Raw genomic sequence first — 16330 nt, 5'->3', positions numbered from 1 at the left:
CGTTTTGTTATTTCCATTGTAACACGGGCATTTCCAAATTTCTAAACATATTCCGCCTTGAGAATGGGTGCCGGTGTATTTATCCTGAACATTTATTTCCACCCCTTTGGCGCTGATCTTGCGGCATGGACGTTTTCGTAAAAATTTGCGCTGTCATTTTTAAACGGCCAGAAATTTGCGATGCTTTTCTTTATAAAAAGGCGCCTGTCTCAATAAAACATGTGATGGCCATCCTTGCCCGTACCCGCATGTTGCCGCTGCGCGCATCTTTTCGCCCATGCTGAAATCCCGGACAAGGAGCCGCCGCATGAACCGGCATAAATTTGTGGATATTTAAAAAGGGATGCTGGTTTGTCCGTAAGTATAATACCAGTATAACATAGAGATCATCAAGATGATCATCATGGCAGCCACGAACCTTTTAAATTTTCGGAATCTGCGCCTTTTTGAACGAGACTGTCCGGGTTTTTGTTTTTCCGGCCTGTGCGTTGTTTTGGCTTTCTTCTTTTCTCCGTCCGCAGTCAGCAGATTAAGCATGTCCTGCCTCATTTCAAAAGCTGTCTGGTATCCACCCCCCAGCGCTTTCCGCAGCACCGCCTCAAATTTGCACAGCCCGGCATGTTGCCTGACCGCCGCCATCAGCTGCGGGAAGCCATTTGCCTGTTTTTTTAAAAACCGGTTCGGATAAGCGAGATTGATCATCACCATTGCGGCGGAAAACAAATCATAGGAGGGCTCGGCTTTCCGCGATCCCAACCCCCAGTAACCCCTGTCAAAAAACTCCGTAAATTCTTTTACAGAACGCCCGATCTTTGTCATCCCGCCCGGGTCAATGCAGCGGATCCTGTTTCCAGGCGTCCCGACCAGCAAGTTTTCGGGCTTCAAATCCCCGAAAATCCATCCCTGTTCATGCAAATGCTGCAAATCGGAAAGAAGCTGGATCACAAGCACTGCCGCCCAGGAAAAACCTTTCCCGGAAACAAAGGAAAGCAGGTCCGGGCCTTCTATATATTCCATGACATAAAAGGGAATGACCTCCCGCCCGCGTTCCCAGTCATCCGCTTCCAAAAAGGAAGGCCCGAGGGACTGCCCCCGGGCCTTGGATATGGTTTTTAGTACGCTGGACTCGGAGGCCACCTGGGCAGTGCTCACACCGGCTTTTAATGCAACCAGACCGGCCGCCGATTCCGCCAGATATACAGCGCCATTTGCACCGGCCCCAAGGCGCTTTAGCAATCTGTACCGGTTTTTATGCCATTTCCCCGTCACAACCGTACCCGGCGGATCATTAAATGGATTCTTCAAAGTATTGTCCGTCATCATGCGTATGATATCCCCTCAGCTTCCTTTTCCGGTCAAAATGGCGGATCGCCTCATGAATGGCCGGCCCTGTCGGCGTAATCCCGCCTGTCTGCAGTTTCGGAAATATTGCCGCCAGCGATTCCAGTTTCGGTGTCCAGTCAAGCAGTTTCTCCGTCTCTTTCCTTTTCCCAGGAAATATAAAAACTGAAAATTGGTTATTTCCCATCCGCGCATTCAGGCTTAAAGACAAATCAAGCAAAGCTTCTTTTACCGTCTCAAGCTTCGGTTTCATGCTTGCGCTTGTATCGACGAGCACAAGAATGTCCAAATCCACTGTTTCCCCCAGCTCATCCACCACCTCCAACACATCGCCGCGTTTTTCAGGCGGCAGTGCTTCAATGGATCCGTTACTTCCCAAAATGTGTTTTAATTCCTTGTTCACGATTCCCTGAATCGTCTGGGTCATCGCTTTCCGTGTGACCATTTGCACAGTTTGCGATAATTGTTTCGTATATACGATCTGGCTGACGCCGCCCCCTGACATGGCGATATTTTGAATTTCCGCTGCCCCTTTTTCATCAATGATATCCCGTTCCATGACGCCAATTACATTAATGGTTATGCCTGCTTCCCTTGCCAGTGCCGCAGCTGCAGCCGGATCACCCCCTTGGTTTGAACATCCGTCCGTAATCAGCAAAATTTGTTTTAAAGTGCCTGCATTCATCTTTTCTCCTCCTTGTCATTGACGGCATTTCTTGCGTTTTTACCATCATCGACAATCGGGAGAAAATATATACCGTTGCCTTCCGCTTCTTCTATTTAATTCCCGCTTTTCAGACGTATCTTCGCTTGTAAAGTGCCCGCCTGAAATTCGGGCGCTTTATCAAGCAAACGTTCCAATCCTAACGAAATTCCCTTATCCGGCCGCCCGCCTCCTTTTCTATCCTGAAAAATGGTGCCCGTTGATGTTCATTCCTTTTCTCCTGTTGCCGCGTTCATTGCGGCACAGGCTTCTGTCCTGAAAATGTGCGGCAGCTGATGTTCACCCTTTTGCCCGCCCTGCACGCTTTAGCATAGGTGCCCCGCCTGAATATTCAATTTTATCCTTTCCGTACCGCATTTTTAGCTGATCGTGGACACGTGCGCTGTTTCTGCTTGCAGCCGCCGTTTTGGCCCGGCCGTTTCAGCACGTATCGCATTCAGTGTGGCACGGCATCTAAGAGATCATTTTTTTTCCTTTGCTGACCGGGATAGCCGCCCATTTCGGCGTATTGTGTTTGATTTTTGCAACGACGACCGTCATATCATCTTCAATTAAACCGGATCGCGAACGGATCACTTCTTCTATGAGCAGGTCGGCAATTTCCTGGGGATTTTCCGTTTCCAGCTCCCGGATTTTCCGCTTAATCCATAATTCCGGGTTTTCAATGTAACGCGGGCCTTCCAAAATCCCGTCACTCATCATGATTAAAATATCGCCGGCTTTCAGCTGCCGGGAAACGACATCCACATCAAATTCCTGGATCATGCCCATCGGCAAATTCCCGGATTCAATTTTGATCACTTTATCGCCGCGTTTGATAAAACTCGGCGTCGATCCGATTTTTAAAAATTTGCTGCTTGCATCCTGCAGGTCGATCATCGCCAGATCAAGCGTGGAAAATACTTCTTCCTGCGTCCTCAGCGCCAGAATGGAGTTCACCGATTTGATCGCAATTTTTTCTTCTATGCCCGATTCCAAAATCTGCCGCAAAAGCCTCAGTGTCTCATTGCTTTCGTGATGGGCGCGCTCGCCGTTTCCCATGCCGTCACTGATGGCAATGGCATACTTTCTTGAGCCAAGCTCGATCATTGAATAACTGTCACCGGATATAAAACCGCCTCCTTTTGCGGCATGCGCCACACCAGTGTCGACGACAAACGCCCTTGCCGAACGGAATGTCACATAGCCAAGCCCGCCCGACTGCGAACCGAACTCTTCTTTCTGGACAACAATTGTTTCCCCTAATATATCGGAAAGCATTGGCGCGATGATCTTTTCGCATTCGCCATAGCCACTGTACTGCGGCAAGGTTATATCAATGTCAATATTGCCCGACTCCAGGCTGTAAATTTCCACCTGGTCAATATCGAGCCCGAAGTCCTGTAATGACTCAAGAATCATTTCTTCCTGCCGCTGATGGTTCTCGCGCTCCCGCTGAATTTCCTTTGCAAAATCCCCCATGACTTCCGAAACGCCCTGCAGCTGTTCTGCGACGATTTTCCGGCTTTCTTTGATCATTTTTTTGAACTTTTGATTGGCCTGGTAAAACGTCAATTCCTGGTTGATCGCCTCTTCCACTTTTTGGGCCCTGACACAATGTTTCTCCAATTCGCGATGGACACGCCTCGAAACCGCTCCGTCCCTTTCACTCAGGTCCTCCATCGTCATTTTCATCAAATCATATGTCTTATCAAAGTTTTTCGCCCAGCACTGCTCTTTTTTGAAGCAGGTCTGGCATGTCCGTTCCGTGACATTGCTGAAAAAATAATCCAGATCCCGTTCGCGGTCCTCCTCTTCTTTCGTATGGTCATACTGCGAAAAGCTTTTGGACAGCGCCTGAAAAACGGACGAGAACTGCTCCACGCGGTGAACCGTCACATCGCGCACTTTCCTTAAATATTGCTGCTGCTCCTTCATATATTCGGCTGTCCCCGGGATATGCCGCGCCATTTTGGCCGTAAACGGGGACGGCGTTAAAAAGAAAAGGGCAATGCTCACGCATGTTTCATACAGCGCAGCGCTTAAAGACGCCCCGGCATCGCCGTACATCGTAATCAGCAGGGTAGCAACAAGCATCCCGGCAGCAGCACCCCCACGCTTCCCTTCTTTTAACAATCCGCACAGGAGCCCTGCGAACGCAAGCAGGCTCATTTGATAAAAGCTGGACACGTTGGCGAGGCTGAAAATGAGGCCGGTCACAACCCCGACAGTGGAACCGACCGTCGCACCGCCGACAAACGCAAACAGCAGGACAAGATAGCGCGAAAAAATATGCTCGACGGACAGCCCGTTCACCGTCCAGCCGATTGTCCCGGTCAAAACGGACGCGAGCACAATGATGAGGCTGACGACTTCCTCCGTCTTTAATGTTTTTTTTCGCCTTGTTTGTGATAAGATTGGAATGCTTTGCATAAATATCATGGTAAGGATAAAGGTTAAGCACGATTCCACACCCGCCATCAGGCCGTCATAAAAAGAGAGCTGGAACTGCTGCTGAAGATAAAGATAAGCGCATTTTGAAACGAGCGAGACAGCAAAGATGTAAAAGGGCAGCACCCGTGTTTCCTCTTTATGGTATTTGCCGAACAACCTGAATACAAGAATAAAGAGGATGGTCGAAGCCAGCGTGTACATCCCGTTCGCAACGGATAATGTTAATCCGCCCGCAGTGAGGCCGAGCAGCGTGATGGGCGCCTTATCCCGTTTCATCACATAGACAGCTGCGAAAAAGGGCAATGCAAACGGCGTAAAATGGGACAAAATAAGGGCCCTTCCCAGCAAAAAGCCGATGATCAAAAGGCTGATGCCTTTTTGGATAAACAACGATTCAAATTTCCCCCGGAGCTGCTTCCACCCTTTCGCAAACTCTTTTTTTGTTTCCTCAAGATCCACATGGCCCCCCTGCTCGATCATTCCCCGCTCAACTTTCCCCAAATTCATCATAAACTCCCCCTCATCACTTTGATACAAGCAATTATAAAAGGACAAGTTTTAAAAGTTTGTCAAAATTCCAATGCAACACCAAAGAAAAGTTCGACTTTTTCCACAAATATGCGATGCATTTTACAATTTTTTTTAAAAAGAGAAGTTGACAAATGGGTGCAGTGCCGTTATTATAGAAAATGTGCTTTTTCATTTAAGCCATGGCGGCGTAGCTCAGCTGGCTAGAGCGTACGGTTCATACCCGTGAGGTCGGGGGTTCGATCCCCTCCGCCGCTATATTCGTTTTGAAAAAACCGGCCCGTTAAAGGCCGGTTTTTTTCGTGTGATTCGGCGATTTTTGTCCGAAACAGTAAAAAGAAAAAGCGGATCCGACAAACATTTCTGTTTGAACCGGTTCCGCCCTCCAATGAAAAGCAATGATACGGATATATGAGTCAACTAGACAGCAAGTTAGCCTCTTCTCGCGCCGCGGCCGCCGCGTTTCGATTCTGTATTTCGTTTGAGCGAAGACAGGCGATCTTCACTGTCTTTCAAAAAGCGCGCCATTTTGGATTCAAAATCTTCTTTTCCGCGGTTATTTCCCCGGCCATGCCTTTGCGGCCGATGGGACTGGGATTGGGATTGGGATTGCTGCGCCTGGTCTTTCGCCTTGCGGATCGACAAACCGATTTTCCCGTCTTTTTCGACATTCAGCACCTTTACTTCAACGATATCGCCGACTTTTAAATGGTCATGAATATCTTTTACATAGTTATCAGCAACTTCACTGATATGAACCAGCCCGGTTGAGCCGTCCGGCAATTCGACGAAAGCCCCGAAATGCGTGATGCCTGTTACTTTACCTTGTAACTTGCTGCCTGCTTCAATTGACATAAAAAAATTTTTCCTCCTTAAAAGATAAAAAATCAACCTTTAACATATTATAACGAACATGAAAAAAGAGTGTCAATAAGACACGTCTTCTTCTTGGGCATTCTTTTTGGAATCAGGCAGATTAAAGATGATCTCCCCTTTTTTGGAAAGGAAATATTCGCTGCGGGCGAGTTTTGCAATATAGTTATCATCTTTCAGTTTCTTAATCTCGCTTCTAAGCATCGCCTGCTGCTTGTCAATGTCCCTTACCTGGTGCTCCAGCTTTGCTTTTTGTTCTTTTTTTGCAGCGAGCTGTGCGTTCCGTGAGACTAGGGTAGAGACGAGCAGTGCGGAAACAAGCACTGCCATAACACCGAAAAGCGCCAATCGCCGGAAAAGCAGCTTGCGCCTTCTTGCCAGTACTTTTTCTTTGACCGATTGCTGTTTCGTATAAGCATTGTCCATTGAAGCAATATTGCGTCCCAACATACTCCCTCCTAAAAAGCCCTAGGCAGAGCGGAAAGTACAGCCACCGGGCTTATCTTTTAAAAAACCTGCCGATCCGGTTTTTCAGTTTGATAAACTTATTCTGGATTGTTTTCCAAAATCCTGCCGTTTTCATAAAAAAACGGTCAAAAGAGGCGCGCAGCGGATTGATGCGCCATAAAAAAACACCCAGTGCGGAAAACGGTTTAAGCCCGGTCTTTAATATCCATATTACCATTTTTGCCATCATTTTTACAATCGTATAAAGCAATCGCCCTGCGCCGAGAAAAAGGGCAAACAAAAGAAGGACAAATCCTTTGGCCGGGCGGAAAACAAGAAGCCGGAACATGCCGGCTGTAAACCGGCCAGTGCGGCATGCTGCCTGGATGCACCATTCCAAAAGCTTCAAGTAACCGTTTTTGAATAATGCCTGGTAAGCGGCAAACCCGCACAAGAGAGCGATAAAAATATAAAACCGGACTTCCCCGGCGTTTACCAGGAACAGGACATAAAACAGCAGCAGGCTCTGGAACAGCCAAAAAAGGACATCATGGACAAAGACAACCCAGCGCTTTCTGTTCCGCCTTTGCAAAAAACGGTTATACGTATCAAGGGTGCCGCCAAAAAAGCTTCCCATCGCGATCATGGCAAGCATCGTATAAAATTGCACGCTCAGGCTCATCTAAACAGCTTGCTAAAGAGTCCCTTAGCTTTCTCCCCGTGATGGTCATCCAAATAAACAAGATCAAACACTTTCCCTTTTATCGAGACGACCCCTTTGTCAACATCCAGGTTTTTCATTTGCAAATTCTGCCCGCGGATGGCGAGAAAACCCATTACCGTTTCCAGCAAAAACTCCTCATTGTCAAAGCTTTCCACCTGTTTCACGCCGGTAATATCCAGCAGCTTGCGGCCGCGCATCATCACATCGTGTTCCTGGAGAACCGGTTTGCTGCCTTGCGGTGTATTATAAAAGTCACTCATCCTGATCCCCACTTTCCTTGTCCAAACTTTGTACTATACTATGCCCGTCCGGACAAAAAAAGACCAAAAGGGAACGGCACACGAAACGGAAGCACGGCCATGCGGAATTCGCGCGGCCCTCCGGAAACGCCTTCCCGCAAAGCTTCCATTCCGCAACTGCATCGGGCGTATGGCCCATCTCCCGTATATCCCGGGGGGCGCGTTTCTGTCAGAAAAATAAAAAGAGCGCCCATAGCCGGTTCACAGCTTCGGGACACCCTGAAACATTTTTATTCGTTGACCCGCGTTTCACTGATCATCGTGTACATGCCGGCGGCGTCTTCTTTTTTTGTCGACTCCCTTAAGTTCTCCACTTTCACCTTGACCACTTTCTGGCCGAAACGGATGGTCAGTTCATCCCCCGTTTTCACGTTTGAACTGGCTTTTGCCTGGACGCCGTTGATCTGGATTCTGCCCTGGTCGGCGACTTCTTTTGCAAGCGTACGCCGTTTAATCAGCCGCGAGACTTTTAAAAATTTATCGAGGCGCATTGTCGTGTTTTCCATGTCCATCCCTCACTCCCGTTTTTCCTGTTTTTCGGCGGCTTTTATCCGCTCCCAGTTTTGCGCGACTTCTTCCGCGCTTTCGACTTTCACATTGCCAAACACATGCGGATGGCGCCGGATCATTTTTGAAGCAAGCCCTTCTATCACATCTTCCATCGTAAACATGCCTTCCTCTTCGCCAATTTGCGCATGCAGCAAAACCTGGAGCAGCACATCGCCAAGCTCTTCAACGAGGTTTTCCTCATCTTCATTGTCAATCGCCGAAAGCACTTCCCCGCACTCTTCAACCAAATATTTTTTCAGCGAAAAATGGGTTTGCGCCCGGTTCCATGGACAGCCATCCGGCGCGCGCAAAGCCGCGATGATTTGCCGCAGTTCGGCGAAGTCCCGCAAATCCTGCTCTTTAAGCGGCGGAACGTAGACGCTCGTTAAATTATTGAGCTCAAATCCGCGGTCCAGTTCATACAGCTTCAGCCATTTGACAGTTTCGTCCGTACTGCCGGCAGCGCGGACGATTGCCACCCGGTGTTCATCCGGATATTTTTCCATGAGGGCCAGCTTGACTTCAGAAGCCGCCAACGCATCATACACCTGCCCGACTACGAGATGCTGATCCGCCTGGATGTCGTGCGGGTTTAAAGCAGTGCCGTCTACAAGCTGAAAGCCCTCAATCGGATCCGCCCTGACAGAAGCGAACAGCGCATCGATAAAACTATGCCCGCCCGCGATTTTGATCTCCGTCTGTTTCGCCGCGCTTTGTTCGAACAGCAGCTGCACTGTCCGTTCCGCTACAAACGGGTGGCCGGGCACGGCATAAAGAATATCCTGATGTTCCGCTTCCCGGAAAAGGATCCCCACAATTTCTTCGTATACCGCTTCAAATTGGTCGTGGCGCTCGTATACGTCATCAAATGCCGTATACTTCATCCCTTCCCGTTCAAGTTCCGGCACGGCCGGATGTTCTTTTGTCCGCAGAAAAATTTTCTTGTTTGCTTTCAGCTGCCTGTATACACCGAGCGGAAGCTGGCCCATATCCCCGGCCCCGAGACCGGCAACGGTAATGCTATGGTTTTTGTTTTCCAATCCGATTCTTTCCTTTCAGGCCGGCTAATTTTGTTCCAAAAGGCACAAGCCCCCATTCTTCATCCGTCAGCAAACGCAGCCGGGCGGCACAAAATAGAAAAACAGCCGCACCGATTGCCGTCCCCCCCAAAGCAGCCAGAACGCTTGCCGCCCTGCCAGGAAGCCCGTAGGCAAACAGGCGGAGCCAAAGCTGCAAACAAGCGGACATGGCGAAAAGGGAGAGAGCGAGCTTGCCGAAAAATAGAGCCGGCAGCATTTGAAAATAGGCTTTACCCAATTTTATCATCAATATAAGCGAAATAAACCCTAAAGCGGCAACGGTGGCAGCGGAAGCGCCCATGGTCCCGAAACGGGGGACCCAAATCTCGTTCAAACCATATTTCAACAGGACGCCTGCCGCAATGGCCACTGCAGGAGTGTACACCTTCCCCATTCCCTGCAAAATCCCCGACAATGTCAAAATCCAGGTGCTGAATAAAATGGAAACCGAAAAAACAGACAGGACAGCTGTTCCCGCGCTGTTTTCAAACAGCATCGTATTGGCAAACGGCATGATCCCGATCAGTCCGGCTGCAGCGCCCGCGCCGACCGCCGTGCTGATTTTTAAAGCAGCCTGCACCTGTTTTTCAAGGCTTTTTCGCCTGCCCTTCTTATATTCAAGTGCAATCACCGGGACAAGGTTCAGGGCAAAGGAAGACGCTGCCACTGTACCAAGCTGCAAAAACGGCTGTCCGCGGTCGTAAATGCCTTTTAGTTTTTTTGCCGCTTCCGCCCCCCAGCCGGCGTCTGTTAACAACGCGTAAAGATGGAGGGAATCGACAAATTGGAACAAAACCAGGACGAGGCCGCTGATACAGACCGCAATCCCGCCGCAAAACAGGGAGCGGGCCGCCTGCTTTACGTCTTTCCATTCAAGGAGCCGGGCTGCCTTTTCCTGCCTGCCGCCCTTGACCAGATAAAATACAAGGACTGCTGCAGACACCGCTCCCCCCAACACGGAACCGGCCACAGCCCCTTGCCCCGCTGCATAAAGCGAAAAACCGCCGTGGACCAGCCAAAAGGAAAGAAGAAGAATGGCCGCAACCCGGACCGCCTGTTCGAGCACCTGGCTGAGTGCAGTCGGCACCATCTTTCCTTGCCCCTGATAAACACCCCTGATCGCAGAAATGACCGGCATCAGCAAAAAGGAACAGGAAACCGTCCGGATAAGCGGAGAAAGACGGGGATCCCCCATCCACGCCGCCAGTTTCCCTGCGGTGAAAAAAACGGCAAGAAACAATCCGGAACCGAATAAGCCGAGGGTGAGGAATACCGCGTTTAAAAATGCGCGGTGGCTGTTTTCCCCCGCTGCTTCCCGTTCCGCCACCATTTTGGAAACGGCAACCGGAAAACCGGAAGATGAGAGTGCGATCACAATCCCGTAAATCGGATACACTTGCTGATAAATATAAAAACCGACATCGCCGACAATATTTTGGAACGGCACGCGGTAAACTGCACTGAGGATTTTCGTAATGACGGATGACAAGGTTAAAATCAGAATGCCTTGAAAAAGCTTTTTTGACTCATGATCCTGCTGCACGTCTTTTCTGCCTTTCACACGGCCGTAACACCGTACATAGAATAAAATCGAATGTATTATACCATAAAAGGGAATACAAGACGCGCCTTACAGACAACCTGCGAAAAAACAGATCAAAAAAACGCAGACCCTTTGCCTGCGCTTTTTTGGCCGTGCGTGAAAACAAATGATGACAAAAAAATCCCGGAAAAAAACGGGAGAAAAAAGCCTTACTGTTCCATCTGGCGGGCCAGGAATCCGGCAGCCGTTTCCGCCGATTTCTGTTCCACTTCCCCGAACGTGCGGTCTTTTGAAAAAATGACGACAGCACCAATCGGATCGCCGCTTGCGACAATCGGGGCAATCGTATAAGAAGCCAGTTCCTCTTCCACCCCGTCCACCAGCGCTGTTTTCCCTTTTTCTTTTGATAAAACCGGCATCCTGTCCTCCATGACTTTTTCGATCACTTCGCCATTTCTTTTATTTAAGTATTCTTTTTTTGAACCGCCGCTGACTGCAATCACGGCATCCCGGTCACAGATCAGGACAGGGCTCGTTAAACTGTCATACAGCGCTTCGGCATACTCCTTGGCAAAATCACTTAGTTCACTGATCGGCGAATATTTTTTCAAAATAACTTCTCCGTCGCGGTCCACAAAAATTTCAAGCGGGTCCCCTTCACGGATACGAAGCGTCCTTCGTATCTCTTTCGGGATGACAACTCTGCCTAGATCATCAATACGACGAACAATACCAGTTGCTTTCATCTAAAGTTGCCTCACTTTCATCAGATGATTTTTTTCCATCCTCAGATGGCTCTTGAATCCTTTACCTACGTTGACATTAGTATCTTTCATCTGGCAAGTTCTATACATCATGAACGTTTTTTGTACAATTGCTATCGATTGGATTGATTTCCAATTCTTCTCTATCTTTTTCCCGGAATTTTTCCACGGCAAACATCAAGAACCATAAAAAGCACGGAACAAACCGCTGTTCCGTGCTTTTACAAACAGGCCTTTGCCAAAAAGCCGCTCCTTCAGGTTTTAGCCTCCAACTTACCGGGAAGCGCTCGTCGTTTCGGCCCTTTCGAAGGCACCCCGCAGTTCCCGGATCATTTCCGTGCAGGTGTAAAGCCACTCATGTCCCTTGCTTTTTTTAATATCCAGCGTAATTTTCAGCTGGTTGCCTTCCATGCCGAATCCGGCCGAACGCCCGTATTTTCTCACAATGTCCACGACTTTCGGGCCGTTTACCTGTTTCGAGCCTTTTTCGGACATTAAAATCGTAATCAATTGCTTGTTTTGTTTAATCGATGAAAGCATCGCTTCTTTGGCGTATACTTTCATCGCCGCAATCGTAAACAGGTCGCTCACCTGCTGCGGATACTCGCCGAAACGGTCAATCATCTCTTCTTTTAATTCTTCAATATCTTCAATCATCTCAATGCCTCTGAACCGTTTATACATTTCAATTTTCTGGTATCCGTCTTTAATATAGGCATCCGGAATATACGCATCAATTTCGAGTTCGACTTCAAATGGCGGCAGTTTTTCCTCTGCGCCGTCTGTCCCTTTCCGTGCTTCGATCGCTTCCTTCAGCATTTGCGAATACAAATCGAAACCGACCGAATCGATGAACCCGTGCTGTTGTGCGCCCAGCAGGTTGCCGGCGCCGCGGATGGACAAGTCGCGCATCGCAATTTTAAAGCCGGATCCGAGTTCCGTAAATTCTTTAATCGCCTGCAGCCTTTTTTCCGACGCTTCCGCCAGCACCTTGTCTTTTCTGTACGTAAAATAAGCATACGCTACCCGGTTGGACCGCCCGACACGCCCGCGCAGCTGGTATAATTGCGACAGCCCCATCCGGTCCGCATCATTGACGATCAAGGTGTTGACATTCGGGATGTCCACGCCTGTCTCAATAATCGTCGTCGTCACAAGCACATCATATTCGCCTTCAAGAAAACCGAGAATGACCGTTTCAAGCTGGGATTCTGTCATCCGGCCGTGGGCATACGCCACGCGCGCATCGGGAACAAGCCGCGCAATTTCCTCCGCCTTCCGCTCAATATCTTCAATCCGGTTATACAAAAAGTACACCTGCCCGTCCCGCGCCAGTTCGCGTTCGATCGCTTCCCGCACCATCTGGTCATTATATTCCAGCACGTAAGTTTGCACCGGGAAACGGTTCTCAGGCGGCGTTTCAATAACAGACAGATCCCGCACGCCGACCATGGACATATGCAGCGTCCTTGGGATTGGCGTTGCGGTCAGGGTCAGCACGTCGACATTCGTCTTTAATTTCTTGATTTTTTCCTTATGGCTGACACCGAACCGCTGCTCCTCGTCAATGATCAAGAGGCCCAGATCACGGAACTGGATATCTTTTGAAAGCAGCCGGTGCGTGCCGATCACCATATCAATCGTCCCGTTGCGCAAGCCTTTAATCGTTTCATTCTGCTCTTTCCGCGTCCGGAAACGGCTCAACAGCCCGACTTTTATCGGATAGCCATGGAACCTTTCCGTGACCGTTTCAAAATGCTGCTGGGCAAGGATGGTGGTCGGCACAAGCATGGCCACTTGCTTGCCGTCCATCACTGCTTTAAAAGCGGCGCGGATGGCCACTTCCGTTTTGCCGTAGCCGACGTCCCCGCACAGCAGGCGGTCCATCGGTTTCTCTTTTTCCATGTCCCGCTTGATTTCCTGGATCGACCGGAGCTGGTCTTCCGTTTCTTTATACGGAAAAGCCGCCTCGAACTCACGCTGCATATCCCCATCCGGAGAAAAGGCAAACCCTCTTGATGCTTCCCTCTCCGCATACAATTTGACGAGGTCGTCCGCGATATCCTGGATGGACGACTGGACTTTCCGTTTAACCCGTTTCCATTCGCTGCCGCCCAGCTTGTAAAGTTTCGGCTCTTTTCCTTCCGAACCGACATATTTTTGGACAAGGTCGATCTGGTCAACCGGCACATATAGCTTATCCGAACCCTGGTACTTAATATGGAGATAGTCTTTATGGACGCCGTTGATTTCAAGCGTCACAATCCCCAAATATTTCCCGATCCCATGGTTGACATGAACCACATAGTCTCCTACATTCAGCTCGGAATAGTTTTTAATCCGCTCGGCATTGGACAGCTTTTGCCGGCGCGTTTTTTTCTTCGCCTTTTTATTGAAAAGTTCTTCTTCCGTAATGACGGCAAGCTTGCACATCGGAAGCTCAAAACCGGTGTTCAGGTTCCCTTCCGCCACCTGGATATGCCCAGGGATGATACCCGCCGCGTAGGCAGCTTCAATCTCATAATCTTCCAGCACACTTTGGATTTTTTCAGCCCGGTTTTTGTCCGCACCAAGGAAAACCACCGTAAAACGGCCTTTCTTCCAGCGTTCGATTTCCGCCTTCAGCACATGCATCTGCCCATGGAACGACTGCATCGGTTTGCAAGCGATATTTACAATGTTTTGCGGATTTGTATTTTGGATATGGCGCAAAAACAGTGACAAATAGAGCTTCTTCCATTTTTTTCCTGACAACAGTGTATCTAAGGCATGGGAAACGGTCAAATCATAGATCATTTCACCTTCTTCCACCATCGCCGTGTACCATTCAGCTTCTTCTTTATCGAGGCGCTCCTGCATTTCCTGGATCCGGCCGAACTCATCCAAAAACAAAATGCCGGAAGTTTCCACATAGTCTAAGAGACTGGCAGGCTGGTCATACAGAATCGATAAATATTTAAAAATTTGATCGGGTTTTTCCCCGTTTTTCAGCTTTTCGATGTCAAAACCGATGTTTTGGGCAAGCAGTTGTTTGACCTGGTCATCTTTAATTTTAGCCAGTGTTTTGCTGAGCCCTTCTTTTACGGCTCCGGCCGCTTTGATGAGCAAAGGGCGGCCTGCCGGATATTCCGTCGCCGGCCCGATGGAGACAGCAGAAAGTTTATTCCGGGAACGCTGGTCTTCAGCGGAAAACGTCCGGATGGAGTCTACTTCGGTGTCAAATAATTCGATACGGACCGGGTCTTCTTCTGTCAGCGGGTATATATCGAGAATTCCGCCGCGCACACTGAAATCTCCCGGTGAATCGACCATATCCGACCGGGTATAACCCATTTCCACAAGCATTTCCAATACACGATCAAGCTCAATTTCTTTTCCTGTTTCGAAGTGCAGCTGGTACTTTTCCCAAACCGTCTTCGGCGGCAAAATTTTCCGCATTCCGGCCATCGGGACAACGATCAGGCAATTTTTTCCCGATAGTAACGCATTCAGCACATCTATCCGTTGGGCCATCAGTTCGGGGCTTGCCACGCCCAGTTCGGCCGCAATCAGTTCATTTGCAGGATACAGAAATAAGGCGCTTTCATCCATAAATTGCAGGAGATCATCATACAACTTTTGCGCCTGTAATAGATTATAAGTTAACACAATGGCCGGCTGTTCCGTTTTTTGATAGACCGAAGCAATAAAAGCGCTGCGGGCGGAACCGGACAACCCGGAAACAAGCTGCTCTTTCAGACCGGCCGTTATGCCGCTTATGACCGATTCTGCTTCCTTGTGTTCAAGGATCATTTTTTGTATTCCGTCCAAAAAGGGCCAACTCCTCTCTTGATCCGATTTCCTTTTCTCTACTATTCACACTGTTTTGTAAAATTTAAACGGGAAGGAGCTGCAGAAAGCATAAATGTTCCTGCAGCAAAACAGAAAAATGCTTTGGACTCCCTTCCAAAGCGGATTATTGGATTAAATAACCGTATTGATGAAATATGGGTTCGCATTCAAATGAATCTTGGCATTCTTCGCAAATCGACTGGATGCGGACGCTCCCGTCTTCCTGGGGAAGCACCATTTCCTTCCGCTCCTCATTCGTCAAAAAGAAAAGTCCCATCCGGTCTGCTTCGATACCCGGGATGGTGCCGATTTTTATGCCACAGTGCCGGCAATAGTAATGAACGGCCATCTTCCGGCCCCCTTTTTCATATCGTCCTTATATAGTATGGGCGCAATGGGAAGGGGTTATTCGTTTTTTTATAGAAACGGAAGAAATGGCCGCGGAATTTCGCGGAAATTCCCCATATTCCGCATAAATGGTGGCTCAATTATAAAGGTTCATCACGACAGGGAACGGCTTTTCCAGCCAAGCTTCGCAAGCATCGGCGCTTTTTTCAACCGCCAGCTGCATTTTCACCCGGTCCTCTTTTGAAAAGCGGCCGAGCACATAATCCGGCATGTAGATATCTCTGTCCGGCCGCCCAATACCGATGCGGATCCGGTTAAACTCCTGTGTTCCAAGATGGTGGATGATGGATTTGATTCCGTTATGGCCGCCGGCGCTTCCTTTTTGCCGCAGGCGGATTTTGCCGGGCGGAAGATCGAGGTCATCGTAGACGACAAGCAAATCTCCGGTGCCAAGGCGGTAATAATCCATGGCTGCTTTGACCGACTCGCCGGATAAATTCATATATGTCATCGGTTTTAAAAGCAGCACTTTTTCGCCGTTTACAGTTGTTTCTGCACACAACCCCTTGAATTTCGACTGTTTAAAAGGGGCCTGCAGCCGTTCTGCAAGCAGATTGACCACTTCAAAACCGATGTTATGCCTTGTATGTTCATATTGGGCTCCCGGATTTCCAAGCCCGACAATACATTTCATATTCACACCCCGATTGATTCATTCCCTGCTGAAATGAAATAAGCTGCTAAGGAAAACTGCCTGCAGCCGTTTTTAAGGGACAGCAAGGCCAGGCATCATGTTACCGTGATGCCTTTTCAGCCAACAGGCAGCCCATTTGTGCATGCAACGGGC

General features: G+C 49.0%; 14 protein-coding genes and 1 tRNA gene. 1 reads left to right on the top strand and 14 read right to left on the bottom strand.

The window, feature by feature from the left end:
* Positions 1–333: 333 nt before the first annotated feature.
* From prkT to spoIIE, 3 genes are all read right to left on the bottom strand, one after another.
* A complete protein-coding gene (gene prkT / locus IC21_RS15100) occupies positions 334–1323 on the bottom strand; it encodes a serine/threonine protein kinase PrkT (RefSeq protein WP_013858019.1) in 990 nt (329 codons plus the stop codon).
* Positions 1289–2026: a VWA domain-containing protein gene (locus IC21_RS15095; protein ID WP_013858018.1), complete on the bottom strand. Its 738-nt coding sequence runs from the start codon at positions 2024–2026 to the stop codon at positions 1289–1291. The genes prkT and IC21_RS15095 overlap by 35 nt, the downstream gene beginning before the upstream one ends.
* A 492-nt stretch (positions 2027–2518) precedes the next feature.
* Complete coding sequence (gene spoIIE, locus IC21_RS15090) at positions 2519–5005, bottom strand: stage II sporulation protein E (protein ID WP_013858017.1); 2487 nt, start codon at positions 5003–5005, stop codon at positions 2519–2521.
* 205 nt (positions 5006–5210) lie between these two features.
* Here spoIIE and IC21_RS15085 point away from each other — a divergent pair.
* Positions 5211–5284: transfer RNA gene (locus tag IC21_RS15085), tRNA-Met, on the top strand.
* A 174-nt stretch (positions 5285–5458) separates the two neighbouring features.
* Here IC21_RS15085 and IC21_RS15080 read toward each other — a convergent pair.
* The 11 genes from IC21_RS15080 to pth form a co-directional block, all read right to left on the bottom strand.
* Positions 5459–5881 (bottom strand): S1 domain-containing RNA-binding protein, encoded by a 423-nt coding sequence (locus IC21_RS15080; protein WP_029141884.1) that lies wholly within the window; start codon positions 5879–5881, stop codon positions 5459–5461.
* A gap of 72 nt (positions 5882–5953) precedes the next feature.
* The gene (locus tag IC21_RS15075) at positions 5954–6349 is read right to left on the bottom strand and encodes an FtsB family cell division protein (protein WP_013858014.1); all 396 of its coding nucleotides are present in this window, start codon (positions 6347–6349) and stop codon (positions 5954–5956) included.
* A gap of 49 nt (positions 6350–6398) precedes the next feature.
* Positions 6399–7028, bottom strand: coding sequence for a spore cortex biosynthesis protein YabQ (gene yabQ, locus IC21_RS15070; RefSeq protein ID WP_017553418.1), 630 nt, complete (start codon positions 7026–7028; stop codon positions 6399–6401).
* Positions 7025–7330 carry a sporulation protein YabP gene (gene yabP / locus IC21_RS15065; RefSeq protein WP_017553419.1) on the bottom strand — a complete coding sequence of 102 codons (306 nt, stop codon included), beginning with the start codon at positions 7328–7330 and terminating at the stop codon, positions 7025–7027. The genes yabQ and yabP overlap by 4 nt, the downstream gene beginning before the upstream one ends.
* Positions 7331–7599: 269 nt before the next feature.
* A complete protein-coding gene (locus tag IC21_RS15060; protein ID WP_277613379.1) occupies positions 7600–7860 on the bottom strand; it encodes an RNA-binding S4 domain-containing protein in 261 nt (86 codons plus the stop codon).
* A 24-nt stretch (positions 7861–7884) separates the two neighbouring features.
* On the bottom strand, positions 7885–8958 hold the full coding sequence (locus tag IC21_RS15055; RefSeq protein ID WP_029141885.1) for a MazG family protein: 1074 nt from the start codon (positions 8956–8958) through the stop codon (positions 7885–7887).
* A complete protein-coding gene (locus IC21_RS15050; protein WP_050996568.1) occupies positions 8939–10558 on the bottom strand; it encodes a putative polysaccharide biosynthesis protein in 1620 nt (539 codons plus the stop codon). Before IC21_RS15050 ends, IC21_RS15055 begins: the two co-directional genes overlap by 20 nt.
* Positions 10559–10749: 191 nt before the next feature.
* Positions 10750–11286, bottom strand: coding sequence for a stage V sporulation protein T (gene spoVT / locus IC21_RS15045; protein ID WP_013858007.1), 537 nt, complete (start codon positions 11284–11286; stop codon positions 10750–10752).
* 291 nt (positions 11287–11577) lie between these two features.
* Positions 11578–15114 carry a transcription-repair coupling factor gene (gene mfd / locus IC21_RS15035; RefSeq protein WP_029141888.1) on the bottom strand — a complete coding sequence of 1179 codons (3537 nt, stop codon included), beginning with the start codon at positions 15112–15114 and terminating at the stop codon, positions 11578–11580.
* 145 nt (positions 15115–15259) lie between these two features.
* Complete coding sequence (locus IC21_RS15030; protein ID WP_029141889.1) at positions 15260–15484, bottom strand: anti-sigma-F factor Fin family protein; 225 nt, start codon at positions 15482–15484, stop codon at positions 15260–15262.
* Between the two features lie 135 nt (positions 15485–15619).
* Positions 15620–16177 carry an aminoacyl-tRNA hydrolase gene (pth, locus tag IC21_RS15025; RefSeq protein WP_029141890.1) on the bottom strand — a complete coding sequence of 186 codons (558 nt, stop codon included), beginning with the start codon at positions 16175–16177 and terminating at the stop codon, positions 15620–15622.
* Between the last annotated feature and the right edge of the window lie 153 nt (positions 16178–16330).

The sequence above is a fragment of the Heyndrickxia coagulans DSM 1 = ATCC 7050 genome, assembly GCF_000290615.1.
GTDB lineage: Bacteria > Bacillota > Bacilli > Bacillales > Bacillaceae_C > Weizmannia > Weizmannia coagulans.
This window is presented reverse-complemented; position numbering and strand designations above follow the sequence as displayed.